At 37.6% G+C, this 26,206-nt stretch carries 26 protein-coding genes and 1 other annotated feature; of the genes, 5 read left to right on the top strand and 21 right to left on the bottom strand.

Annotated elements, in window-relative coordinates; all coding sequences use genetic code 11:
• Positions 1-6: 6 nt before the first annotated feature.
• The 14 genes from pgsA to ezrA all read right to left on the bottom strand — a co-directional run bounded on the left by pgsA (position 7) and on the right by ezrA (position 16,938).
• Positions 7-588 (bottom strand): CDP-diacylglycerol--glycerol-3-phosphate 3-phosphatidyltransferase, encoded by a 582-nt coding sequence (gene pgsA, locus AC6UD1_RS04245; RefSeq protein WP_500694381.1) that lies wholly within the window; start codon positions 586-588, stop codon positions 7-9.
• Between the two features lie 73 nt (positions 589-661).
• On the bottom strand, positions 662-1,627 hold the full coding sequence (locus AC6UD1_RS04240) for a helix-turn-helix domain-containing protein (protein WP_500694380.1): 966 nt from the start codon (positions 1,625-1,627) through the stop codon (positions 662-664).
• Positions 1,628-1,698: 71 nt separating this feature from the next.
• A complete protein-coding gene (gene yfmH / locus AC6UD1_RS04235; RefSeq protein WP_500707374.1) occupies positions 1,699-2,985 on the bottom strand; it encodes an EF-P 5-aminopentanol modification-associated protein YfmH in 1,287 nt (428 codons plus the stop codon).
• A complete protein-coding gene (yfmF, locus tag AC6UD1_RS04230; RefSeq protein WP_500707373.1) occupies positions 2,978-4,240 on the bottom strand; it encodes an EF-P 5-aminopentanol modification-associated protein YfmF in 1,263 nt (420 codons plus the stop codon). Before yfmF ends, yfmH begins: the two co-directional genes overlap by 8 nt.
• Before the next feature lie 67 nt (positions 4,241-4,307).
• The gene (minD, locus tag AC6UD1_RS04225; RefSeq protein ID WP_500707372.1) at positions 4,308-5,111 is read right to left on the bottom strand and encodes a septum site-determining protein MinD; all 804 of its coding nucleotides are present in this window, start codon (positions 5,109-5,111) and stop codon (positions 4,308-4,310) included.
• Positions 5,111-5,791, bottom strand: a complete 681-nt coding sequence (locus AC6UD1_RS04220) for a septum site-determining protein MinC (protein WP_500694376.1) — start codon at positions 5,789-5,791, stop codon at positions 5,111-5,113. The genes minD and AC6UD1_RS04220 overlap by 1 nt, the downstream gene beginning before the upstream one ends.
• A gap of 18 nt (positions 5,792-5,809) precedes the next feature.
• Positions 5,810-6,358 carry a rod shape-determining protein MreD gene (mreD, locus tag AC6UD1_RS04215; RefSeq protein ID WP_500707371.1) on the bottom strand — a complete coding sequence of 183 codons (549 nt, stop codon included), beginning with the start codon at positions 6,356-6,358 and terminating at the stop codon, positions 5,810-5,812.
• On the bottom strand, positions 6,342-7,190 hold the full coding sequence (gene mreC, locus AC6UD1_RS04210) for a rod shape-determining protein MreC (protein ID WP_500694374.1): 849 nt from the start codon (positions 7,188-7,190) through the stop codon (positions 6,342-6,344). Before mreC ends, mreD begins: the two co-directional genes overlap by 17 nt.
• Positions 7,191-7,249: 59 nt before the next feature.
• Positions 7,250-8,254: a rod shape-determining protein gene (locus tag AC6UD1_RS04205; protein WP_500694426.1), complete on the bottom strand. Its 1,005-nt coding sequence runs from the start codon at positions 8,252-8,254 to the stop codon at positions 7,250-7,252.
• Positions 8,255-8,361: 107 nt separating this feature from the next.
• Positions 8,362-9,705, bottom strand: coding sequence for a bifunctional folylpolyglutamate synthase/dihydrofolate synthase (locus tag AC6UD1_RS04200; protein WP_500707370.1), 1,344 nt, complete (start codon positions 9,703-9,705; stop codon positions 8,362-8,364).
• Positions 9,706-9,754: 49 nt separating this feature from the next.
• Positions 9,755-12,421 (bottom strand): valine--tRNA ligase, encoded by a 2,667-nt coding sequence (locus tag AC6UD1_RS04195; RefSeq protein WP_500707369.1) that lies wholly within the window; start codon positions 12,419-12,421, stop codon positions 9,755-9,757.
• Positions 12,422-12,457: 36 nt separating this feature from the next.
• Positions 12,458-12,661 (bottom strand) — a binding site (T-box leader).
• A 42-nt stretch (positions 12,662-12,703) separates the two neighbouring features.
• Positions 12,704-13,927, bottom strand: coding sequence for a tRNA uracil 4-sulfurtransferase ThiI (gene thiI / locus AC6UD1_RS04190; protein WP_500707368.1), 1,224 nt, complete (start codon positions 13,925-13,927; stop codon positions 12,704-12,706).
• A gap of 33 nt (positions 13,928-13,960) precedes the next feature.
• Entirely contained in the window at positions 13,961-15,106 is a 1,146-nt protein-coding gene (locus AC6UD1_RS04185; protein WP_500707367.1) for a cysteine desulfurase family protein, read from the bottom strand.
• Positions 15,107-15,219: 113 nt separating this feature from the next.
• Positions 15,220-16,938, bottom strand: a complete 1,719-nt coding sequence (gene ezrA / locus AC6UD1_RS04180; protein ID WP_500707366.1) for a septation ring formation regulator EzrA — start codon at positions 16,936-16,938, stop codon at positions 15,220-15,222.
• 330 nt (positions 16,939-17,268) lie between these two features.
• Between ezrA and rpsD the strand changes: the two genes are divergently transcribed.
• The 5 genes from rpsD (at position 17,269) to AC6UD1_RS04155 (ending at position 20,590) form a co-directional block, all read left to right on the top strand.
• On the top strand, positions 17,269-17,874 hold the full coding sequence (rpsD, locus tag AC6UD1_RS04175) for a 30S ribosomal protein S4 (RefSeq protein ID WP_039144319.1): 606 nt from the start codon (positions 17,269-17,271) through the stop codon (positions 17,872-17,874).
• A gap of 108 nt (positions 17,875-17,982) precedes the next feature.
• The gene (locus AC6UD1_RS04170) at positions 17,983-18,441 is read left to right on the top strand and encodes a YueI family protein (RefSeq protein WP_500707365.1); all 459 of its coding nucleotides are present in this window, start codon (positions 17,983-17,985) and stop codon (positions 18,439-18,441) included.
• 14 nt (positions 18,442-18,455) lie between these two features.
• A complete protein-coding gene (locus tag AC6UD1_RS04165) occupies positions 18,456-19,739 on the top strand; it encodes a replication-associated recombination protein A (protein WP_500707364.1) in 1,284 nt (427 codons plus the stop codon).
• A 6-nt stretch (positions 19,740-19,745) separates the two neighbouring features.
• Positions 19,746-20,030, top strand: coding sequence for a hypothetical protein (locus tag AC6UD1_RS04160; RefSeq protein WP_500696067.1), 285 nt, complete (start codon positions 19,746-19,748; stop codon positions 20,028-20,030).
• A gap of 68 nt (positions 20,031-20,098) precedes the next feature.
• Positions 20,099-20,590, top strand: coding sequence for a universal stress protein (locus AC6UD1_RS04155; RefSeq protein WP_500694366.1), 492 nt, complete (start codon positions 20,099-20,101; stop codon positions 20,588-20,590).
• Between the two features lie 20 nt (positions 20,591-20,610).
• Here the strand turns inward: AC6UD1_RS04155 and AC6UD1_RS04150 are convergent, their stop codons facing one another.
• From AC6UD1_RS04150 to AC6UD1_RS04120, 7 genes are all read right to left on the bottom strand, one after another.
• Complete coding sequence (locus AC6UD1_RS04150) at positions 20,611-21,480, bottom strand: helix-turn-helix domain-containing protein (RefSeq protein WP_500707363.1); 870 nt, start codon at positions 21,478-21,480, stop codon at positions 20,611-20,613.
• A 37-nt stretch (positions 21,481-21,517) separates the two neighbouring features.
• A complete protein-coding gene (locus AC6UD1_RS04145; RefSeq protein WP_500707362.1) occupies positions 21,518-22,096 on the bottom strand; it encodes a DNA-3-methyladenine glycosylase I in 579 nt (192 codons plus the stop codon).
• Positions 22,097-22,176: 80 nt separating this feature from the next.
• On the bottom strand, positions 22,177-23,313 hold the full coding sequence (locus AC6UD1_RS04140; protein ID WP_500699810.1) for a D-alanine--D-alanine ligase family protein: 1,137 nt from the start codon (positions 23,311-23,313) through the stop codon (positions 22,177-22,179).
• Positions 23,314-23,415: 102 nt separating this feature from the next.
• Positions 23,416-24,612 (bottom strand): FtsW/RodA/SpoVE family cell cycle protein, encoded by a 1,197-nt coding sequence (locus tag AC6UD1_RS04135; RefSeq protein WP_500694362.1) that lies wholly within the window; start codon positions 24,610-24,612, stop codon positions 23,416-23,418.
• A gap of 31 nt (positions 24,613-24,643) precedes the next feature.
• Positions 24,644-24,859: a DUF2969 family protein gene (locus tag AC6UD1_RS04130; protein ID WP_500696062.1), complete on the bottom strand. Its 216-nt coding sequence runs from the start codon at positions 24,857-24,859 to the stop codon at positions 24,644-24,646.
• Positions 24,860-24,901: 42 nt separating this feature from the next.
• A complete protein-coding gene (gene yidD, locus AC6UD1_RS04125) occupies positions 24,902-25,177 on the bottom strand; it encodes a membrane protein insertion efficiency factor YidD (protein WP_500699808.1) in 276 nt (91 codons plus the stop codon).
• Positions 25,178-25,190: 13 nt separating this feature from the next.
• Complete coding sequence (locus AC6UD1_RS04120; RefSeq protein WP_500694359.1) at positions 25,191-26,204, bottom strand: rod shape-determining protein; 1,014 nt, start codon at positions 26,202-26,204, stop codon at positions 25,191-25,193.
• Between the last annotated feature and the right edge of the window lie 2 nt (positions 26,205-26,206).

Below are 26,206 nucleotides of genomic sequence, written 5' to 3'. Positions count from 1 at the left end.
TATTAATTAAAATGAATCAGAAAAAACTTTTCGGTTCTTGTAAAAGTACTCAATACCAGAGTAAATGGTAAAGAATAAGCAGATGTATAAACAGATTTGGCCCATCGGAAGATTAATGTTATTAAATAATGCATTATTTAATAACAGAATAATAATCGCAATCATCTGGAAAAAGGTTTTAATCTTGCCTGGCCACGCAGCCGCAACAACTTCACCATCATTTTCAACAACAATTAAACGTAAACCAGTCACGGCTAATTCACGACAAACAATGATAGCCGCAATCCAACTAGCAACACTGCCAAGACCAACTAAGACAATGAAGGCACACATTACCAACATCTTATCCGCTAACGGGTCAGCGAATTTCCCAAAATTAGTCACTAGGTGTTGTCTTCTCGCAATTTGACCATCCAAAAAGTCCGTTAACGCTGCCACAATGAATACCACGGTAGCTAAAACCTGTGTAACTGGAATCATGGTTCCCACGATCATCACGCTGCCAAGATCCATTGGCACAACCAGTAAAATTAAAAATATTGGTATTAAAATTATTCTAAATAAAGTTAATTTATTTGGTAAGTTCAAAAGTTTATCCTCCTGAGGTTAAACGCTAAAATAACGACCTGCTATCTTTAACAGATCGTTATTTAGGTTTGGGTTAAAGTTTATTTGTAATTTTAAAAGTGACATTTCTAACTTGAGCATTCCCATTGTTAGCGGGCTTCTCTAAATTAGCTTTTTGACCGTTAATCGTGATGTCAGTAGCGGGGGCATTGCCGAGGTTAACGTTAAATTCTTTCGTGTTAGCAGGAATGGTGACATCATGAGTCTGGTTGGGATTTAAAGTTCCCTGCCAAACCTGTGATCCATTAACCGAAACAGCTGACCAAGACTTAGCATTTCCCTTTAAAGTGACCTTTGTTTCTTTTTCATTGGTTTTAACATTGTACTCGTTCTCATTAGCACCCTTAGCAATCTGGGTTCCTTGATTATTCTGATTCTTTGTTTTGGCCTCTTTGGCCTTATCCTGAGCGGCCTTCTTCGAACGCGAGCTGGCCATCGAACTTGAACTATCCGAAGATACGGAAACAGACGTTGTACTTGAAGTAGTATCTGAATTGTGATGAGCTAACTTTCCGGCTCCAACCCAGATGACGCCAATGATAATAATCACAATGACCACAATTCCAACAATCGGAATTAGTTTCTTCACACCAGATCCTGAAGGGCCTGATTCTGGACTCGTTGAGTGATGTCTAACAGAACGTTGTTTGGGCATCTCAGACTGAACTGGTTGAGGATTTTCCTTAATGTTATTTTGACCCTCACCGTTATCGTCCTCAGAAGAGCCAAACTTTTCTCCACCAGGAAGCTCGGAGTCATATTTTTGAATAAACTCGCTTCCGTTTAAACCAACTGCATCTGCAAACTGTTTAACAAAAGCACGAACGTAAAAATCACCAGGCAGTGCCTTAAAGTCATCTTGTTCAATTGCTTCTAAATAACGTTTTTGAATTTTAGTTTTCTTTTGAACGTCATCAATTGAAATTCCTGAGTCAACTCTAGCCTTACGCAATAATTGACCAATGTTTACACTTTTTTGATTTTTTTCTTCTTTATCCATATGTAAAACCCCATCGTTTTAGATTTCATTGTCAGTATATCACAACGCGTTACCTTAAAAAAAGATATACATTAGGAAATAACCTTCAAAGTTGTTTTATTAAAGTCAAAGAATTTACTAGCAAAATCAATTACCTCATGAACGGAAAGTTGGTTTAAGATTTGAACTTCATCAAAAAGATTGGTATATCCATTTAGTGGATCTCCCATTTGATTCGCAATAGCCGAGTTGGAATTCATAAGTGAAATATACTGTCCAATTTCTTCTCGTTTAATTAGGTTAAAAATCTTAGACAATTTTGCGTCGTCATTTAATCCATTCTTAATTTCACGTTCAACGGCCTTTCGAAACTCTTCTGGACGATTTGAATCCTCTACAAAGATCACAAATTGATAACCATCTTCTAGATCAAAGTCATAACCAAACGAATCATTTATGATCTCCTTGGAATAGAGTTTTTGATATGGCTCAGCATCTTCAGAAAAAATCATCGACAAAAACAATCCCAGTGATAATTCGTTTTTAGTGAATTGGACCCCACTACTAATCTCGTCAGGTCCTCTAAATCCAACCGCAACTTTCCCTCTTGTCAAATTCATAGTAGTGTGCTCATCTGATATAATCGAGCTTTTCTTAATGGCATCGTTCGTTTGCCGCTTCAAGGTTAAAATCTCAGATTGACTAATTGAGGGAATGGTTCTTTCAAGTCTTTCAATCCTTTCAATCGCATCACTCTCGTTGACATTTCCAACGAGCATTAAATCCATATTGTTTGGAACATAATACTGGTTATACATTGCATACAAGTCTTCTGTCGTAATTTTGGCAATTGAATCAATTGTGCCCGCAATATCATGATCAAGTGGAGAGTTATGATACATATTTCCGATCGTATCAAAATAAATTCTAGAACCGGGATCATCTTGATACATCATAATTTCCTGTCCAATGATGCCCTGCTCTTTTTGAACTTTTTTTTCGTCAAAATACGGATGCTGAACCAAATCAACTAAAACATCTAAATTATCACCAACATGATTAGTTGTATTGAAAAGATAACTGGTTTGATCAAAACTCGTAAACGCATTTGAATCCGATCCAAATTTGCCAAACTGATCACTTGAATCATAATTTTGTTTATCAAACATTTTATGTTCCAAAAAATGAGCAATTCCGAGCGGCATCTTTCGGGATCGTTTATTTTCCAAAATCAAATTATTAATTGCACCAAAATGAACGTTTAAAATGCCGTAGGTTGAATGAAAGCCTGGCTTAGAGTCAATAAATACTTTCATTCCGTTATCTAATTGATAGCGGTAAACCGTTTCATTTAGCTTGTCATACTTAATTTCAACCATTATTAATTCCTTCCAATAAAAATTTAGCCCGCAATTTAAACTTCGAAGCTACTTGACTTACATCGTCACTGGTAACCCCTCTAACTCTATTAATCCATTGACTGGGGCTCAAATCGATCCCATATAGTTCATTAATAAAATCACCATTAAGCGTTCGGCGTTGGCTATCAAATTTAGAATAATATCCATCAATCAATGCTGATTTAATGTCTAAAAATCGCTGATCCGAATACTCTTGTTTCTGAATTAAACTAACTTGCTCACCAATTAACTGGCTAACTTGATCCACGTTCACAGCGTTAATGCCACTTTCAATTAACACATACCCCAAAGTAGAATTATAATTACTCGAAATGTAATATGCTAAGCTATGTTTTTCACGAATATTGTGAAACATTAATGATTGTTGGGCTCCCCCAAGCAAAGCATTAAAAACAATTGCTGCGTAATAGTCATCATCATTTACGAAAATAGGAAAATCAAAAGCTAAATCAAACTTGGATTGTTCTCCATTAATTTTTTCAACCTGAGTCCTGATCGGTAAGGGGCTAAAATTGCGATTCATTGGCTCATTAAATTCCCTCCTGGGTAAAAACGGTAGATGCGTCTCAATCATTTGAGTTTGTTTCTCCGAAAGATCGCCTAAAATCGAAATATAAATCTCGTTGTTTTTAAGAAGGTTCCCCCACTCTTTTACAACAGCCTCATTTTCTAAGTTTTTAATTTGTTCCTGATTTCCAATGATTGAATTGGCATAATTGGGTTGGTCGGAAAAATAAAGCTCTCGAGCTCTCTTCGCTGCATAATAACGATGGTCATCATTAAGAGAATCTAGATACTGAATTAAATTTTTTCGTTGAATTTCAAATTGTTCCTTGACGTAATGTTCACCATCAAGGTTGGGATGAAAAATAACTTCTAAAAGAAAAGTCAACGCATTGTCAAAAACGTCAGAATTATCCAACGTAAATTCATCATTAACAAAGCTCATAACCACTCTCAACACACTACGATTGCCAACTTTAAACACATTTGTTCCAAAGCTGGCACCAAATAGTTCGGAAAGTCTTCTAGCCAACTTTAATTTTGAATCGTACTTGTGACTATAATTTTCCATCATTTCAGAAATCATGGTTCTAGCAGAATAATCTGCACAGTTTAACGGGGCAACAAAGTCAATTGTGATCGCTGTTGTTTTGAATTTATTACTCTCATGAACATTTAAATGAACCCCATCTGTGATTGTTTTTTTCAAACTAATTCCTCCAAAATAAAAAGTTCCCATAGAAAGAATTCTAAGAGAACTTTATCAATTAGTATAACTAATTCTTTGTAAATACGTGTTTGAATTTAGACCAAAAACCTTTTTTCTGTGGCTTAATTTTCATCAATGGAACGGTTTCTCCAAGCAAGCGTCGTGCGATGTTACGATAAGCCGTTGATGCAGGCTCATCAGTATCTAAAACTACTGGTTCGCCATGATTTGAAGTAGTAATCACCTTATCATCATCAACTACAACTCCAAGTAAACTAATTCCCAGGTGATGAGTAATTTCGTCAACATCCATTACATCGCCATTGTCCATCATACTTGGTCGAACTCGATTAATAACCAACCTTGGAGCTTCTTTTAAAGGATGCTTTCCTAATAGCCCTACAATTCGATCTGCATCTCGAACCGCAGAAATTTCCGGTGTGGTAACCACAATGGCACTATCTGCTCCGGCAACGGAATTGAGAAACCCTTGTTCAATTCCTGCTGGACAATCAATCAACACGAAATCAAACTGTGGCTTTAATTCATCAACAATATCTTTAACTTGGTCCTCTTTTAAGGCCGATTTATCTGTATTTTGAGCGGCTGGTAATAAGTATAAATTATCGTCAAAGCGTTTATCCTTTACCAATGCTTTTTGCAGTGGAACCCGTCCATTTGCAACGTCAACGATGTCATACATAATTCGATTATCTAGTCCAAGAACCACGTCAAGGTTTCTAAGGCCGATATCCAAATCCATCAAACAGACGCGCTTCCCCATTAAGGCTAAAGCAGTCCCGATGTTAGCTGAAGTAGTTGTTTTACCAACTCCACCCTTTCCAGAGGTAATAACGATTGCTTTTCCCATTATTCGGTTCCTCCTATTCGATTATAAAACTTCGGACTAATGTCTTTAATCTGATCTAAATTGCCATACTCGATAGTATGTAAGTCATTAATGTAAATAACAGTACGGCTGTTTTCAGAAATTCTATTCTTATTATCGCTGACGATATCAAACTGTTCTCCGATCCGAACCTGCTGGGCATCGTTTAAGTTGCCAATTACAATGGCCTCTTCATCGTTCGGAAATCCAGCGTGCACAATTCCTCTCACATATCCTAAATTATAAACGTTACCGCCCGCAAGTAATTTACCTCCCTCATGAATGGCACCAAAAAAAAGGACGTCGCCCTTAGCTGTAATCTCTTCACCATTTCTGATGGTTCTCCCAATAACGGAAACCTTATTTAAGTCCCGGATTCGGTATGCTTCTGATGTAGTAACTACATCAGCCATAAATCGCCTGATACTCATCCTTGGATATTTAGAAACAATCTCCCTTAACGTTTGCTTTTGCGCTCCAGTGAGAATCCGATTCCCGGTAAAAACATCAAAAGAAAATTGTTTAGCATTCCCTAATTCTTTTCCACTACTAAGTTGTTCCATCAAGTTCTTGAATTCATTAATGTCACTATCAAAACTACTGGTATCAGAAATATTAATTTCATAACCATTTTGAGTACCCTTTAAAACTACATTTTCCATACAGTCAATGCTCCTAGTTTAACTAAAATAATTGAAAAGTGCCCTGATTGGGAGATACAGAATTACAAATAAGATCAGGTTCAACACTAACGTTGGCCCTAAAGTATAAATCAATAACTGTACACCACTAAGAGAGACAATATGTGCAATTCGGTCACCTAAGTAGCTCAAAATAAATACCACCAAAACATCCCCAACATAAAGTAGAGATGAAGTGACCATGTTTTCACGCACAAATTTTAAAACCATTCGATTAATATAAACCACCAGCGGAAATGCAAACGTAAAGATCCCAATAATTCCAACGTAATAAATATCATAAACGATTCCAATTCCTAAGGCCCACCAGCCCATGTGTAATTTCTCATGACGCGCAAAAAGAGTGGCCATTACCAACCACAATAAAGTTAAGTAAGGTACCATTGAAAATTTGCCAAAAAGTACTGGTGAAAAAAGTTTAGAAATCGTTCCTTCCAGTAGAAATGAAATGACCAACCCAATTGGATATAAGAACTTTAACCGGGAAGGACGTCTCATTGGACTTCCTCTTCTAATCCTTCTTGCCAATTACGGTCACCGCCTCAATATCATCCATGTTTGCAGCTGGTTTAATGTTGACTTTTTCAGAAATACCATCACTATTTTGTTTAGTTCCAGCAACTTTTCCGACATAAAGTCCCTTAGGAGTCACGCCACCAAGACCATTAGTCATAACTTTCGTCCCAGTCTTGATCTTGTCTTGATTAGTAACACTTCCCATTACCAACTCATTAGTATCACGATTATAACCGTCAATTAATCCATTAACGACTTTCTTTTCTCCTTGAACCTGAACCGCAAAACGACTAGCAGTATCACTTTTGTCGGTGATTAGTTCGACTTTACTGTTGGTCTTATTAACTTCAGCAACCCGACCAACTAATCCAGAATTAACAATTACAGACATGTTCTTTTGAACTCCTGCAGCCGATCCCTTATTAATGATCAGTTGATTTTGCCATGAGGATGGCGTCCTAGTAATTACGCTAGCATTAATCGCCTTGTAGTCCGTGGGAGTCCCCTTGATATTTAACTGTTGTCTTAATTTTTCATTTTCATTTTCCAGTGCTTGATTTTTAACTTGAGTTTGAGCTAATTGTTCAACCTGACCCTTTAAATGATTATTTTCCTGATAAGTATTTAACAAATTATCAGTGGCACCAAACAATGAGCCAACGCCATTGGCAGGAATACTAACAATTCGATCGCCAAATCCAACAACATCATTTCCAACTTGTTGAATCAATGGAGGAGTAGCACGATTTTTTCGCACTGCCACTGACCCACTAATCAAACCTAAGCCAATAATTAAGCAAACGACAATGATTACTAGCTTTCGACTTGAAAAAAACTTGTGCATAATAATCCTCCGTACGTGCTTAAAATAAATAAGCGGGAATTCATCCCCGCTTATCCAATTTATTTTCTATTCATTGCCTCAATACTTTTAAGCGATTCACCGGTTCCAATTGCTACACAATCCATCGGATCTTTGGCAATTGTCACAGGAACTTGAGTGGCATCCGATACTACTTCTGGGAGATTTTTGAGTAGAGCACCGCCACCGGTAAGAACAATTCCATGATCAATCACATCAGCAGAAATTTCAGGAGATGTCTCTTCTAGAGTTTCTTTAATCGTAGTGATAATTTCAAGAATGTCTTCGTGCATTGCAGAAGCCACATCCTCCGCAGTTACTTCAACTGACTTAGGAAGGCCGGTCAGTAAGTCTCTTCCACGAACGGTTTCATCATTCATGTCCTTTGCGGCACCAATTGATGCAGAACCAATGGTACATTTCAAATGTTCTGCAGTTGGTTCACCAATTAGCACATTATAATTTTTTCTGATAAAGGTAACGATCACTTCGTTCAACTTATCACCAGCCATTCTCACCGAACGTGATGATACGATCCCACCAAGAGAAATAGTAGCGACGTCGGTAGTTCCACCACCAATATCAACAACCATGCTTCCAGTTGGATCCATAACTGGTAGACCGGCACCAATTGCAGCAGCAAATGGTTCTTCGATTACATAAGCATCCTTTGCTCCAGCAACTCGAGTAGCATCAATTACGGCACGCTTTTCCACAGCAGTGATACCACTTGGAACACAAACCATTACGTAAGGCTTACCACCGTGGCTTCCCAATGCTTTATCGATATAATATTTCATCATGGTCACAGTAGTATCATAATCAGCAATTACACCGTCTTTCATTGGACGAATAGCTTCAATGCTGGCAGGCGTTCTACCAATCATAGATTCGGCTTGTTGACCAACAGCAACAATCTCGCCAGTTTTTGTATTTTTAGCAACCACAGAGGGTTCTCGTAAAACGATTCCTTTTCCATCAACATAAACAATGGTATTAGCGGTTCCTAAATCGATTCCGATGTTTTTTGTACCTAATCCGAACAATTTATTCATCCCTTCAATTTTAAGTTTTAATTTTTAAGTAATTACTTTGATAAGACTAGTATATCATACTGCATTTATATCAGTCAGAAATATAAGGCCAAAATTAGTTACTTAAGTTTTTCTTCATTTTCTTTAATATATTTTCTAACTTCCGAGATAAATAACAGCGATCCAGTAACCAAAATTAACTGATTATCATTTTTACTGTCACGGACCTTTTTTACCGATTTGTTCAGTGCTTTATGCCAATCGCTAACTAATGAAACATTGGGAAAGTTATTGATATCAAGTTTAGAAAAGTCAGCACTTGCTCGCTTTTCTCCCGCAGAAAACCGTGTCAAAATAACGTCACTATTAGACAAAGACTTAACAATTTTTAGCATTTCTGGATACTGTTTGTCAGCGAAAACCCCCATCACAATTGTAAGATGAGAATTTCTCCACTTACTACTTCTAAAACGAAGCGACGACAAAAGGCTCCGAATTGCTGGGACATTATGTGCCCCATCAATCATAATCGTGGGATCATTATTAATTACTTCCATCCTTCCAATCCATTTTGTTGAACTAATTCCCGCTTTGACCGAAGAAATCATGGATGGTTCTGTCATGTTTAAATAATTAAACGCATAAACCAAGAAAGCTTCAATCGCAATTGCAGCATCTTCCATTTCAAAGCTTCCAATTTGTTTCATTGAAATGTTATCAATGTTCAAATGAGCACTTGAAAAATTAAAATGATTTTGATTTACCGGCACGAATTGATAATCACGCTTTAATTCCCAAATTGGACTATCTAATTTTATAGCTGCTCGTTCAATCACCTTTCTCGGACCTTCTTTGATTCCTCCAATCACACATGGACGGTTTTGGCGAATAATTCCAGCCTTATTATCCGCAATTTTTTCTTCCGAATCACCAAGCAGTGCCATGTGATCCATCCCAATGGTAGTAATAATTGACATTTCCGAATTAACCACGTTGGTTGAATCGGATCTTCCTCCAATTCCGGCCTCCACAATCACAACGTCAACGGGATGATCACGGAAATAGATGAACATCATAGCGCAAATGATTTCAAATTCAGAGGGACCTAAATCAGGATCATTCTTATCAATTTCATCGACAATCGGCTTAATTTCACGCACCAACTCTAAAATTTCATCATCTGAAATTGGTTGATTATTCACACTGATCCGCTCGTTGAACTTAATCATAAATGGTGAAGTAAAGGTTCCAACTGAGAGTCCAGAAGCCATTAACATGTTACTCAAATAGGCAACACATGAGCCCTTTCCATTAGTTCCCGCTACGTGAATGCAGTTTAGCGTTTTTTCTGGAAAATCCAATTTCTTCATAAAGTGAGCCATCCGCTTTTTAGGTGGTTCTTTTTTAATTCGTGGTCTACCATGGATATACTTTAATGCTGCACTGTAACTATCAATCACCATTGCAACTCCTCTAAAAAGAAGGCTCAGCTGTTTAGCTGAGCCTCGTATTTTACTTATTTAAAGCATCGATTACATCTTTAAGTCGGATTTTAACGGCTTTAAGTTTAGCCTCATTGTCGGTTTGCTTTTCTTTTTGCTCATTGACAACTGTCTCTGGAGCATTGTCTACAAACTTTTTATTAGCTAGTTTTTTCTGTGCTCGTTTGACTTCCGATTCAAATTTTTGGACTTCTTTTTGTAGCCGTTCTTTTTCATCATTGAGGTCAACCAGTTCATCCAGTGGGATGCTGATCTCAGCATCAGTAATTATCGATGTCATAGCCAATTTAGGAATATTAATGTCAGAACCAATCTCTAACTTATCAGGGTGACCAAATCGTTCAATGTAGTCACTGTTATCTTCTAGTACCTTTTTCAAATCGGAATTCTTAGTTTTAACTAGAATGTCAACTGGACTAGATAGGGGTGCATTAACCTCCGAACGGATATTTCTGACTGCTTTAATAACATCAATCAGATGATTCATATTTGATTCTGCTTTTTTATCATCAAATTCATCATGAGTTACTGGATACGCAGCTACCACCAATGATTCACCAACGTGCGGCATTGAAAGCCAAATCTTTTCAGTAACAAATGGCATAACTGGTTGGAGTAATCGCAAGATTTGATCCAAAACGTACGCTAGGATATTTCGCGTGTTTTGTTTGGCTTTTTCATCTGAGCCAGTCAAAATTTCCTTACTCATTTCAATGTACCAATCACAAAAATCATTCCAAATAAAATCATAAAGTGAACGGTTGGCTTCACCAAAGTTAAACTTGTCATATTCTTCGGTAACATGCTTAACAACAGAGTTTAATTTCGAAAGAATCCATCGATCGGATAAATTCCATTCTGATTGAGCTGGTAACTCTGGTTTAGACATGTCACCTAAATTCATGATGACATAACGACTGGCATTCCAAATCTTATTGACAAAATTCCAGGCTGATTCGACCTTACTATAACTAAACTTCATGTCCTGTCCAGGCGTTGTTCCAGTTGAAAGGCACCATCTCAAGGCATCGGCTCCGTACTGATCAATAACATCCATTGGATCAATCCCGTTACCTAAAGACTTACTCATCTTAACCCCATGTTCATCACGGATTAAACCATGTAACAGCACGTTTTTAAATGGACGCTTACCGGTAAAATGTAAACTTTGAAAAATCATTCTTGAGATCCAGAAGAATACCAGATCATAACCAGTTACAAGCGTGTTGGTAGGAAAATAGCGTTGATAATCTTTTGAGTCAGTATCAGGCCAACCAAGGGTTGTAAATGGCCATAAAGCTGATGAAAACCAGGTATCCAACACGTCTGGATCTTGCGTCCAGTTTTCGGGATCCTTAGGAGCGTTTTCGCCAACGTAAATCTTGCCAGTCTCATTATTGTACCAGGCAGGAATCCGATGTCCCCACCATAGTTGCCTTGAAATAACCCAATCATGAACGTTTTCCATCCATTGCATAAAGGTATGCTCAAATCGTTCTGGAATGAAACTAACCGCATCATTGGTCTTTTGATTCTCCATTGCCTTTTTGGCCAATGGTTTCATTTTTACAAACCATTGAGTCGAAAGACGAGCTTCAACCTGAACTCCGGTTCTTTCAGAATGACCAACTGAGTGAACAATGGGATCAATTTTAATCATCAAGCCTTGATCTTCAAGGTCCTTGACCATTGCCTTTCGAGCATCAAAACGATCCATGCCTTCATACTTCCCAGCATTTTCGTTCATCGTAGCGTCTTCGTTCATGGTATTAATCCGTTTTAAATCATGTCTGTTCCCAACTTTAAAATCATTAGGATCGTGGGCTGGGGTAATCTTAACCATTCCAGTCCCAAATTCAGGATCAACGTACTGATCGGCAATAATCGGAATCGTCCGATTTACGAGTGGAACAACGACCTCTTTACCTACTAAATCTTTATAACGATCATCACTTGGGTTCACTGCGATAGCAGTATCACCCATCATAGTCTCAGGACGAGTTGTAGCGATTTCAATGTAATTCTTTCCATTAAATTTAGTATCATCAGCAAACGGATACTTAACGTGATAGAAAGCGCCTTTATCATCTTTGTGAATAACTTCAATATCAGATAAAGCAGTCCGAGCCTTTGGATCCCAATTAATAATGTATTCACCACGGTAAATTAACCCTTGATTATACAAGTCAACAAATACTTTCCTGACGGCTTTTGACAAACCATCATCCAACGTAAAGCGTTCACGACTGTAATCAAGTGATAACCCCAGTTTGGCCCACTGTTTATGGATCGTATCAGCAAAGTCGTCTTTCCATTCCCAAACCTTATCGACAAATTTTTCACGACCTAAATCGTACCGCGAGATCCCCTTCTCGTTAAGCATGGCTTCAACTTTTGCTTGAGTTGCAATTCCCGCATGATCCATCCCAGGAATCCAAACGGTATCATAACCTTGCATCCGTTTCTGTCTAATTAACATGTCTTGAAGAGTAGTATTCCAGGCGTGACCCAAGTGAAGCTTACCGGTCACATTTGGCGGAGGTAAAACAATTGAATATGGTTTTGCCTTTTTATCCCCATTTGGCTTGAAAACATCCTCATCAAGCCATTTCTTATACATCCCTGCTTCAACTGAGTTGGGATCATATTTCGTTGACATATCTACTTCTTTTGCCATTTCTTCACCTCATTTAAAATAAAAAGCATCCGTCCAGAATAGGACGAATGCTCGCGGTACCACCTAAATTGAATTATTGCTAATTCCAACTTAACTAGATAACGGCTAGTACCGATTACATCTTAATTCATTCAACATAACTGCTCACAAGCAACAATGATCGTTTGAACGCATGGACTTTCCAGCACATGTCCACTCTCTGTGCGTCATAACAACCAACCTCTTGATCAAAGCATTTAACATAATAAATATTACTCAATTTACAATCTTTAGTCAATCACATTAAAGTAATTCTGAAAAAACATCTTCATTAGCGTTCAAATAATCATCATTTGGGTGAATCTTACTGATCGTAATGCCCTCAATGGCTTCTTTCATTAAACCATCCACGTCAATGTTTTTTTCAAACTTTCTGGCTTTCTCCACGTCCGGCTTTGTTTTCGGTGCTGGTGGAGTAAAGATCGTACAGCAGTCCTCATAAGGAAGAATTGATAAATCATAGGTGTCAATTCGTTCAGCAATCTTAATAATCTCAGTCTTATCCAAAGAAAGCAACGGACGTAGAACTGGCAAATTAGTCACATCATTAATGGCGCGCATACTTTCTAACGTCTGTGAAGCAACTTGTCCTAACGACTCACCGGTAAATACTCCATCACAATGACGTGCAATGGTAATTGCTGCGGCAATTCTCAACATCATCCGGCGCTGAACCGTCATCAAGTAACCCTCTGGAACTTTTTCTTTAATCTCTTCTTGAATCTTAGCAAATGGGACCTGGATAAAATCAACGGTTCCACCTAATGCCGAAAGTTTAGCCGTCAAATCCTTAGCTTTTGCTAGCGCTTGTTCACTAGTGTATGGAGGACTGTAGAAATGAATCATATCTAACTTTACCCCACGCTTCATGGCCATGTAAGCCGCAACGGGTGAATCAATGCCTCCTGAAAGCATCATGGTACCACGTCCTCCAGTTCCAACTGGTAGTCCTAATGCTCCCTGAATCGTCTCACTTGATAAATAGATGCCAGACATTCTGACATCAATCTGTAAGTTGATGTCAGGTCTTTTCATTTGAGCTTTAATTCCATCTAAATGATCTAAGACATACCCGCCAACCTCATCATTCACTTGATAAGTGTTTAGTGGATAATCTTTATTTTGACGGTTAGTTGAGATCTTAAATGTTTGACCACTCTGGAATTGATTCGAAATCATTGCGAGTGCCTTTTTCTGAATGTCTTCAATTGGGGTATTTTTTTCCAACTTAACAACTGGTGAAAAAGTCTCAATTCCAAAGACTTTTTTTAAGGCTGCCATCACTGGAGCTGCATCTTGACCATGCAAACTAACATGTAACCGATCCCGTTGGGCGTCAACGGTGACTCCATCAAACTGTTTTAAAACTTGCCTAATGTTATGTCCCAGCTGCCCAATAAAGACCCTGCGATTTTTTCCCTTTGTGGACAGTTCGCCGTAACGAACCATAATCTCACTATACTTCACACCCTCACTCCTTTACTATTCTTTAATGATTATCTAACTTAACTTTTTGAATTCTTCGTACAATTCATCAAATATTTGATTAAACTTATCAGCTTCATCTAAAGTATTTTTGTCTCCTAAGGAGATTCGAACGGCACTGCGAGCGATGCTTGGGTCTACTCCCATAGCATCTAAAGTTCCTGCCGTTTCCTCTTTTTTGGATGAACAAGCGCTCGTAGTAGAAATGTAAATCCCATGTTCTTCAAAGGCATGCACGATCGTTTCACCTTTCACTCCTTCAATTGCAAAGCAAAGAATGTGTGGAGCAAAGTGGTCTGATAAACCGGAGAAAGGATGAACCTTGTTGAACTTAGTAATATGAGCATAAATTCGTTCTCTGATCTTTTGTTCACGTGCAATGCTTTCAGATTCATGATCCGAAATGATTCTGAGTGCTTTAGCCATCCCTACTATCGCAGGCAGATTCTCAGTCCCACTCCGTTGCCCTCGTTCTTGGCCACCACCATCCATTAATGGAGCAATCTTACGACCGTTTTTCCCATATATCAAACCAATTCCTCTGGGAGCATGAAATTTATGCCCAGAGAATGTGACAAAATCAACTCGATCATTGAAAACCAAATCGTGTAGACCTTTCCCAACAGCCTGGACGGCGTCAACATGAAAATGAATTTTGGGATATTGTTTTAAGACATCATTAATTTCATTGATGGGTTCAATGGCGCCCATCTCATTATTAACCGCCATGATTGACACCAAGATAGTATCCGGTCTAATAGCGGATTCTAAATCTTTTGCTGAAACTCGTCCCTCTTTATCAACGGGTAAATAAGTAACGTCAAATCCCAAATCTTCTAAAGCGTGCATTGAATTTTTCACCGCTGCATGTTCAACAGAAGAAGTGATGATATGCTTACCAAATTGATGTTTCTCTTTGGCGGTTCCCTTTATAACCCAATTGTCACCTTCAGTTCCTCCACTAGTAAAGTAGATTTCGTTAGGTTCTACTCCTAAAATTCTCGCAATTTGATTTCTTGATTGATTCAATAGATTAAACGATTGTTGACCAAAGTTATGAAGACTGGAAGGATTTCCCCAGATCTTTTCACTTACCTGATTATAGGTATCCAAAACCTGACTATCTACTTTAGTCGTCGCACTATTATCAAAGTAAATCATTTGGTACCCTCTCTTTCTAATTCGTCCAAATTACAACAAGATTTATTATACCAGCATTGAAACATAATAAAAACAAGCTGAATTGTTCCAACTCTAATTCAGCTTGTTCGTGCTTACTTTTGATTTTGTGAATCTTGCTTATTTTTGTAATAAGTATTTTCAATTCGCTTGTAGGATCCAGGATTGGCTTTATCAATCGCAGTGGCAATCGTTTCTAAGCTTTCAGGATACTTATATTCATCGTCAAACAGATGCTTAGCTTTTACCAGTGCTCTGTTAATCTCTGGATCAGAATTTCGATAACGATTGGCATATTGCATCACTTGCTCAGCAAGCGATGAGCTATCAATCAAATCATCAGTCTTCTCTTCAAGAGTATCCCGATCTGATTTAATCACGCTTAACTGTTTTTGAACATCATCCATACTAATCTTGACCTTATCCATCGTCCGATTAAGATCCTTAATCTCGTCAGCCACAATGCCAAAGTAGTCAATGTAATCCTGTGATATACCCGGTAAATTCAGCTCATCAATCTTACGCTGAATCCCATGAAGTTCCAAATCAAGATCATCTAAGACCTGATGGGCCTTCTGCTCTTCATCCTTAAAGTCAGCAACCGAATCATTAATGGCCCGTTGTTTCTTTTCAATCTCCGTTAATTGACTATCGCTACTAGTAACGTTGTCAAGGATGTGAGTATAAATGGCTTTCTTGTTGTCAATTGCCTCACGATCTTTTTTATAGGTAGCTTCAATTTCATCAATTTGTTTTCCTAAAGCATTGGCCTTATCAATCTCACCATGTTCTAGTGAGTAATTATGACTGAGTCGATCTAATTCATCGATTAAAACCTGATTTTGTTTTTTGGCGTGTTGGATATATTCTCCGGTGATCTTAAATCCTTTATCAACTTTTTTCTTAGCAATTAATTGCTTTTCCATTAAATCGTAAAGACGATCAATCTTGGTCTCAATCTCACTATCAGAATCCTTGGCCAATTTTAAATCAAGGTGAGCAATATTTTCAAGGTTATCGGAAACGGCTGTTCTTAATTCCTCTAAAGAGACGTCAAATTCATCATCAGCAAATTCATACCCACTTGCATTCATTTTAGAATGAGTTGAGCTAATCTCATCAATTTGATTTTTAAATTCTACATTATTAGTAGCATATAAATGAGGAATTTGTTGCACATCAGCTTCTAACTGATTAGTTGACTTATTTAAATCACCAAGAATTTTATCAGCCTTTTCGTGATCACCATTTTTTGATAGATTAGAAAAATCATCAAAGGTCCCTTCAATCGTCGACAACTGATTTTCAAGCGCATCAATTGCGGGCCCAAAGGAAGCATTCTTAGTAAGCAATTCTTTTCGAAGTTCTTTATAACGACCTTCTAAATCAGTAATGGCCTTCTTATGTTCAGAATTCAGCTGATTCATTTTAGCTAAAAACTGACGAATTACCCTTACATCATCTTCTGAGGTTTTAATTTGTTGTTCCGCATCTAAGCAAACTTCCCGTGTCTTAACAAAGTTAATTCCCTTTGCGTCACTTTTTACCGCTTCAACGTTATTTTTGACGGAAGGAAGTAAGTTATTAGTAACGTTATCAAAATCAGCTTGAGCACTATTAACGCTACTTAATGAATCACCGGTGAGGCCGATATCTTTCACCTTATTAATCTCATCTTGCAGATTCAAATCATTTAGGCGCTTAACGCGTTTTTCAATTGTTTCAGCAATTTTTAATAAATGGTGCTGATACATGACCACGGCACAATAAATTACAGCTACTACAACTAAAATTCCAATAATGACGTTAACCATTAAATACCCGTCCTTCAACAAATTAATTATGTATAAACTTTTCCTCGTTATTAAAGTAATTATATCATAAATGGAAAAAATTTATGATAGCATTCTGAGTTTTTAAGATCATCGACTGCAACGTTGCATTGACTTTTAAGTGCTAATTTCATATAATTGAGTTTGTGTAAAATAATGCAGCAGTATGCGGTAAGCTCGTCAACATGTCCTTGCTACTTGTAGTTTAATTAGTAACCCACTGGCTGCTGAGGCGAAAGTTCAGAGGGATATGCACGAATACTAAGCGTACATCGTTATTTTACTCCAAATATTTTATTGGAGGATTCATTTATGTCAAGATATACAGGTCCAAGTTGGAGAATTTCTCGTCGTCTTGGAGTTTCTTTATCAGGTACTGGTAAGGAATTACAACGTCGTCCATATGCTCCAGGTGTTCACGGCCAAGGTCGTCGTCAAAAACTTTCAGAATATGGTGTTCAATTACGTGAAAAGCAAAAATTACGTTACATGTATGGTTTAACTGAACGTCAATTTTACTCATTGTTTAACCGCTCTGGTAAAATCCGTGAGGGTAAGCATGGTGATAACTTTGAAATTATGCTTGAAAGCCGTTTAGATAATATGGTTTACCGTTTAGGCTTAGCTACCACTAGACGACAAGCTAGACAATTAGTTAACCACGGTCATATTACCGTTGATGGCAAGCGGGTTGATATCCCTTCTTACGAAGTAAAGCCCGGTCAAGTGATCGGTGTTCGTGAAAAGGATAAGGACATGGGCATCATCAAAGAAGCTGTCGAATCAGTTGTGAGCCGCCCTGCTTATGTATCATTTGATGCTGATAAGCTTGAGGGTTCATTGACTAGATATCCACAACCAGATGAATTAAATGCAGACATCGATACTTCATTAGTTGTTGAATACTACAACCGTTAAAATATTGTGTCTGTTAAAGAAAAGGCGATCTCGATTGAGACCGCCTTTTTGTATCTCCAATTTCTTTAATGTTAAAATGTAGTAAATACTCAATAAGGAGCAAATATTATGACAGATGACAAAGGATCAGTTCAAAATCGACTTGATCAAGCAATGAGTGGAAACTCCCCTCAAATTAACCCAGATGAGCAACGAAAATACTTGGGAACTTTTCGAGAACGGGTCGACTTCGCCATTACGGTTTCTGAAGATAAAAACCAGGATGCAATCGATCAGTTAAGTAAAGAAATGAAACAACACCCCACTTATCAACTCTTCATTAACGGCAATATAGCTGAAGAACAGCAACAACCGTACATGAAGTTAGCCAGTCAAAATAACACCAACTTTACTTTAAAAAACAACAGCGCTTATGGTACGATGCCCGATCAATATGCGGTAGTCTTAGTCGCTCCAGAGGCAATTAATAAAGACCATATTGATTTTGATCCTAGTAAGGTTAACGCCAAACATGACAACGATCAACCTAAAAAACATCAATCATGGTTTTCACGGTTATTTAAGTAGAAAGAAGCTATAGAATGCAAAAGCCCCTCGCCTACAGAATGAGGCCCACTAAAATTGAAGATATTGTTGGCCAACAGGATTTGGTTGGCAAGGGCAAGATTATTGATCGCATGGTAAAAGCTAAAATGCTTTCATCAATGATTTTATATGGGCCACCTGGTACCGGAAAAACCAGCATTGCAAGTGCAATTGCGGGTTCGACTAAATATGCTTTTCGGATGTTAAATGCAGCAACTGATACCAAAAAGGACCTCCAGGCGGTAGCTGAAGAAGCTAAAATGAGTGGAACGGTAGTGTTATTACTAGATGAAATCCATCGGTTAGATAAGACCAAGCAAGATTTTTTGTTACCACTACTAGAAAGTGGGCAAATTATCTTAATTGGTGCAACGACAGAAAATCCCTATATCAATATCAGTCCGGCCATTCGTTCTAGAACAGAAATTTTTCAAGTTCATCCATTAACCAGTGATGACATAACCAAAGCCGTTAAGCGGGCACTAGCGGACAAGCAAAATGGCTTAGGTAATCTAAAGATCAAACTTGACCATAACGCCATGAGCTTTTTAGTTCACAGCACCAATGGCGATTTAAGAAGCGCTTTAAATGCTCTAGAATTATCTGCCAAGTCCACCACACCTGACCAAGATGGCATCATTCACATTACTCTGGCTGATATTGAAGCTTGTTTACAAAAGAAAGCACTGAGTCAAGATAAAAATGGCGACGCTCACTACAACGTGATGTCAGCACTTCAAAAATCAATTCGTGGCTCCGATGTTAACGCAGCCCTACACTATGCCTCGAGGTTAATTGAATCAGGGGATTTAAACTCCCTAACCAGAAGATTAATGGTAATTGCGTATGAAGACATTGGGTTAGCTAATCCGGCTGCTGCTTCCAGAACAGTATCGGCAGTGCAAGCTGCTGATAAACTCGGTCTCCCTGAAGGACGAATTCCACTGTCTGATGCCATCATTGATCTTTGTCTTTCACCAAAATCAAATTCAGGAATTACAGCGATTGATAAGGCTTTATCTGACGTAAAAACTGGCAATTACGGAGACATTCCTGAGCACTTAAAAGATGCCCACTTCAAGGGTGCCAAAAAACTAGGACACGTCGGTTATAAATACCCACATAATTATCCCAATGATTGGGTTAAACAACAGTATCTTCCTGACAAAATTAAGAATGCCAAGTACTACCAACCAAAGCTGAACGGTAAATACGAAAGAGCTCTAGCTGATCAATATGAAAAAATCAACGAGGCTGAAAAGCATGTCGGAAAGGAATAATTGTCGATGCTCATCAAAGTTTTAATGTTATTTTTCTCCGTAATTTTAATTATTAACGGAATTTATTTTTTAACCCATGCTCATAAAAGTTTCCTACTGTTTCATCCCGAAAAGTTTACCTCATTAAGCATCATCTTACTCATTAGTGGTGTCATTCTAATTGTGGTAGCAATTTTAGGAATTATTTCAATATTTTTCGATAACACTGTTTTTACTCTGCTAGTCTTATGTGCGGGGTGTTTGTGTGCTGTGATTCCAGAACTATTCATCATTCAATACATGGATAAATAACCTTTATATCTGACTTTTCAATTAAAAAATACTAGAATTAAGTTAAATAAAACATCGAGGTGGTTTTTATGCTACAAGAATACAATAATATTTTAGTTCCCGTTGATGGTTCATACGAATCCGAGTTGGCTTTTAAAAAGGCCGTTGCCGTTGCCAAACGTAATGATGCTCATTTACACATTGTCCACGTTGTAGACACACGAGCATTTCAAAATATCTCTAGTTTTGATACATCAGTAGTTGAAGAAGTAACTCAAAACGCTAAAAAAACACTCGAACAGTACGCCAGAGAAGCTAAGGATGATGGCGTTAACAAAGTTGATTATTCAATCGAATATGGCGCACCGAAAACAATCATCTCAAAGGAAATTCCAGACAAACTCGATATTGATTTAATCATGATCGGTGCAACCGGGTTAAATGGTGTTGAACGGTTACTAATTGGTTCAGTAACTGAATATGTCACTAGGATGGCGGTCTGTGATGTATTAGTTGTAAGAACAAATCTAAATAATCAAAAAGTTGATCCTAAAAAAGGAAAACAAAAAGTTTCTAAGTAAAACAAAAAATCATTCGATGATTATTTCGAATGATTTTTTGTTTTAGCAATTTTTAATAATTTATCAATCCGCCCGCTATCTCTTACTCCTTTCAAAAGATTGATTTTAATTTGGGTGCTTTCTGCCTTTTCAAACAGTTTTTCTCGTTTATAACTCAAATATTTCAAACTATAAAATGATTTCAAACAATAGAAGGAATACTTGCGTTTTAGGTAAGATATCATAACATTGGATTCAGAAATCACTAGTTGATTATCGTTAGCTACAAATGCGAAAGTGACAATGGCAAGTCCTAACTTAATGACAACATATCGATCAATTGTATTCATTTCTCTTCGATGTAGCAATTGCCCCATCCTCACCAAAGCATCATCCAAATACTTACGAGCCAATTTTTGACATCCCAATCTCCGATATGAGATTGCAATGCCCAAATAACTCCATGCAGTACAAATAAAATTTGTTTTGACGGAACACGAGTCAATCATAGTATGAAAGCATAGGATTACTTCATCTAAAGAAAAACCACAAAATAGTTCCGCAAAACCACGTTCACAATAATATCTTCCTTTGATTTCTCTTGAATCAATATTCTCAACTTTAATTGTTTCAATAATCGTATTAGCTTTCTTGAAATGATAATGAAGTAGAATGCATTCAACTTTCTTCAGTATTTTTTTAGCATAGCAATACTTTTCATCAGAACAAACTTCGTCTAAGTTCAATCCCAATCGGGACACAATTTCTGGAATAATCACCCATTGATTAAAACACCCATCATTTTCAAGCGCACTGATGGTTGACTGAGTACATAGTCCTTTGGCAAGCTCCGACTGCGTCATATGAATATCAATTCGGCGTTTTTTAATTCTCGCTCCAATCTTTTTCAATAGCGCTTTTGAGGGCATTATGACTTCCAATTGCACGTCATCTCCCTTGACGATTCAAAATTTCATCGTGTCTAAAACAATTAACGTTATGATCATTAATAATCCCCGAAGCTTGTAAAAACGAATAGAGTGTTGTGGGCCCAACTCTTTTAAAATGATACATTTGAAAAACCAGATTAAATTTTTTAATCATTGGTCTCATTTCCGAAATATCGATTTGATCATCAATAATTAAATGGTCAACGGGAGTATAATTCACCTGCTGCCATAATTGGTCAAAAAAATGAATCCCCTTTCCCTCTAACTCAAAAACAATCTTGGCATTGGTTAAAATGGCATCAAGTTTCGATCGATTTCTAATTCCACGTTTGTCACTCATTGCAGTGTCTTTGATGGTTTCTGCGTGAGTAGACAAATAGTTAAAATCAAAATTATGATAAATGCTATCCAGTCCGTCTAACTTCTTCAAAATTAAATTCCACTGAAGTCCTGCCTGCATTATTTCTAGTGACAGTTCTCTAAATAATGCTTTTTCGTCATAATCTGGAACACCCCACACCGTATCATGGTAATTCATTAATCGTGGACTCCTAGTTGCCCAGTTACATCTTTCCATTATTATCACCTCTTATAAGTATATACGAAGAACAATCTTCAAATAAAAAAAGATTATGACTATGTCATAATCTTTTTTTATTATTTATCCTTATATACTTTTTTCTGATCGCCCTTTTGAAGCGGCTTAAAGTCATGCAAAATTTTAGATTGACGGTCAAATTCAGCATAAGCTAGTTCAATCAATTTATCGATTAATTCGGTATAACTAATTCCAGAAGCTTCCCAAAGTTGCGGATACAAAGAAATATTGGTAAAGCCCGGTAATGTGTTAACTTCACTCAAATACGGCTTAAAATCCTTTGAAACAAGAAAATCAATTCGTGCCATTCCCTTTAATCCAAGGGCCTTATAAGCGTCTAATGCCATGTTCGTGATTTGATCATCGACACCATCTGGCAATTCAACTGGAATGGTAAATTGGACCTGACTGGCATCCACGAACTTGTTGTCATAGGTATAGAATTTGTCATCTGCTGGAACTTTAATTGCCCCTAGTTTTGATGCCATGGGATTTTCATTTCCTAAAATAGAAATTTCGACTTCTTCTGGTCCCTCAATTGCTTCCTCAATCAAAATTTTGTTGTCATAACGAAAAGCATCTTCTAGTCCGCTATCCAATTCCTCTTGATTATGCACCTGATGAATACCGATGGAAGAACCTTGATTGGCTGGTTTGATAAACATTAATGAACCGAGCTTTTTAGATAATTTAGCATAATTCCAATCTTTACGATTATCTGGAGTCAATAAGACGTATTTGGTATTGTTAATGCCTGCTTCATCTAGGATTTTCTTAGTAATATCCTTATCATAAGACATTGCAGAAGCTAAGATTCCACTTCCAACGTAGGGCTTATTCATTAGACGTAATAGCCCCTGAATGGTTCCATCTTCCCCTAAGTTTCCGTGAATAATGGGAAAGAAAACGTCAATATCTTTAGCGCTATCGAAATTAATAATGGGAGCTAGCGGATTATTCATGTCGAGATTTAAAATCTCATCTTTTTCCACATCCGTTTCATCTTCACCATCAAATACACGATGTGAAGCATCATCGCTCAAGACGATTCCATCCTTAGTAATTAGGAATAAGCTGACTTCATACTTATCCTTGTCCATCGCATCATAAATATTATGCGCGGATCTTTTTGAGACGTCGTGTTCTGATGAATTACCACCAAATAATAACGCGACGTGCTTCTTATTTTTAGTCATATTCGCACCTCTGTCGTTTATAATAGAACCTTAATTATAACACAAAAATTAACCGGTAAATAATCCCAAATAAAAAAGCATGAATGAACATGCTTTCATGCTTTATGAGAAATTCTTATCTGTACTAAACATTGAACTCTTGTTATGGTATTGCATTGACATTATCAACCCAATTCCTATCATGTTACCAATTAAGGCAGAACCTCCCTGGCTCACAAATGGGAGCGGAATTCCAGTCATTGGCAGCAACCCAATGCTCATTCCAATGTTTTCAAAAACATGGAATAAAATCATCATAATAACTCCACTAGAAATATAGGCATAGAAAACATTTTTAGTCTCAAAAGTAACCTTGATCATTTCATAAATCAATAAGAAATAAAGAAGAATCAATAATACCCCACCAATGAATCCAAAGTTCTCTCCCATCACGGAAAAGATCATATCAGACTCACGAACAGGAACGTAAACTTTTGAAACATTGAATCCCGTTCCAGTAAGACCTCCTGATCCAACTGCTTTCATACTTTGCCATAGTTGAAATCCTTGGTTACTCGTATCTGACTCAGGATGCAACCAAGTATCAATTCGAGCGAATTGATAAGACTTAAAGCCAAAATGACCAAGTAACATTCGGCCCTCTTTAGTAATGGCAAGTGTCAGTGCAATGGCACCAAGACCACCTGTAACACCAAAGATTGGCGCCAGTATTTTCCACGTAACCCCGGATACAATCATCATCCCCGCCAGGATGGCAATGAACACAATGGTAGTTCCAAAGTCATTTTGCAACTTTAGTAAAATCACAATTGGAATCGTCCATAGAATCATTTTACCAAGTAACGCCCAATCACTTCGAGTTTCATGAATTGGATGTTCATTATTGTGAGAAGCAATGACTTTAGCCAACATCAAAATATATGCAGGTTTCATGATTTCAGATGGTTGAAATGTCAGTGGCCCTAACTGAAACCAACTTTTAGCACCAGTTTGTGCCGCATAGGAACGACTATACAAGAACAAAACAGCAACTAAAAGAAAGATCCCAAACCAATACGCATAAGGTGCTAATTTCCATAACTGTTCGGAATCAAATTGCATAATCACAACGATGGCAATTGCACCAATTGCGTACCACACTAATTGCGAAACAACCGCCTTTACGACACTTGTTTGACTTGTATCATGACTGGCAGCTACAAAGATCGACCCTATGCCCACCAAAGCAAGCATCAGTACACAAAAAATGATTCCCCAATCGATTCGATTCTCGTCTGTACTTTCCGACCTATTAAACACGATTAGAACTCCTTTTTTTCATAAATCATATTTATCTTTGGTGCAAATTATACTCTCTTATTACCTCAGCAACAGCATCTTCTTCGCTGTTTTCATGGAAAGTTTTGTCACCAACCACACAAATTGACTTCCCGTTCTTTTCTTCAATGGTGCCCACGGTATGACCGCCAATTTGCACCAATTTCAACGCGTTTTCTTCTGGATCATCAATAATATTAACACCGATTCGTTTTTCTTTTCGAGCCACGCTTAAAAACCTCCTAGAATAAAAAATAGTTGATAAAATCAACTATTTTAGCTTCATTGAGCGACGATAATCTTCCTCAGCTTTTTTATTTCTTCCCAATGAAAACTTCTTGGGAACTGGATCGTATCCACCCTTAACCAGTGGATTACACCTCAAAATTCGTGTAAACCCCATCAGTGTCCCTTTCAATGCTCCAAAGCGATTGATCGCTTCGAGCGTATAATGCGAACAGGTTGGTGAGTACCGACAACTAGGCGGAAACAATGGTGAAATAAAACGCTGGTAAAACTTAATTAAAGATATAAATATTCGTTTCAATTTTTTCTCTCAATTATTTTCTACTGAAAAATCCACGACTCTTTTTATTGCTACTCATATGCTCAAGCATTTCACCAGCACCTTTTGCAACATTGTCTAAAGGATCTTCAGAAATATAAACCGGAACCGTTAACGCATTTGAAATTACAGTATCAATGTCTTTAAGAAGTGCACCACCACCGGTTAACATTACTCCTCGATCAATAATATCAGCTGAAATTTCTGGTGGAATTGTCTCTAAGACTGCCTTTGCACCTGACACAATGGAGTTAATTGAACCACTAATAGCTCTCGCAACTTCCTGACTAGTAATGGTTACCGATTTAGGCATCCCACTAACTGAGTCACGACCTCTAACCTCCATCTCTTTAACATCTTGGGTGGAAACGTCTGCCGTTCCAATCTGCATTTTAATTCGTTCAGCGGTGTGTTCACCGATAATAAGGTTATGTTCTTGTTTCAAGAAGTTAACGATATCAACGTTCATCACATCTCCAGCAATTTTAAGTGATTTACTGGCTACGATATCACCGAGTGAAAGAACCGCAATGTCTGAGGTTCCACCACCCATATCGATTACCATACTACCATGAGGCTGGTAGATATCCATACCAGCACCCACGGCAGCTACTTTAGGCTCTTCTTCAATGAAAACTTCGCCACCAGCTGCGCGTTCCGCTGCTTGGATAATTGCTTTTCGTTCAATGTTAGTGATGTTTGTAGGAGCACAGATCATCGTCTGTGGTTTAGAAACAACGCCCTTAACGCTTAATTTACTGATAAAATACGAAAGCATTTCTTGAGTAATATCAAAATCAGAAATAACTCCGTCTTTTAAAGGTCTAATGGCTTTAATGTTTCCAGGAGTTCTACCTACCATTTGGTAAGCTTCAGAACCGACCGCCAATACCTTATTTGTTTTAGTATCAACGGCAACTACAGATGGTTCATTAAGAACAATACCCTTCCCCGTAACGTATATAAGAACGTTAGCAGTTCCTAAGTCAATCCCAATATCTTGTGCCATAA

The organism is Fructilactobacillus sp. X8R1C1, from assembly GCF_059900945.1.
This window is presented reverse-complemented; position numbering and strand designations above follow the sequence as displayed.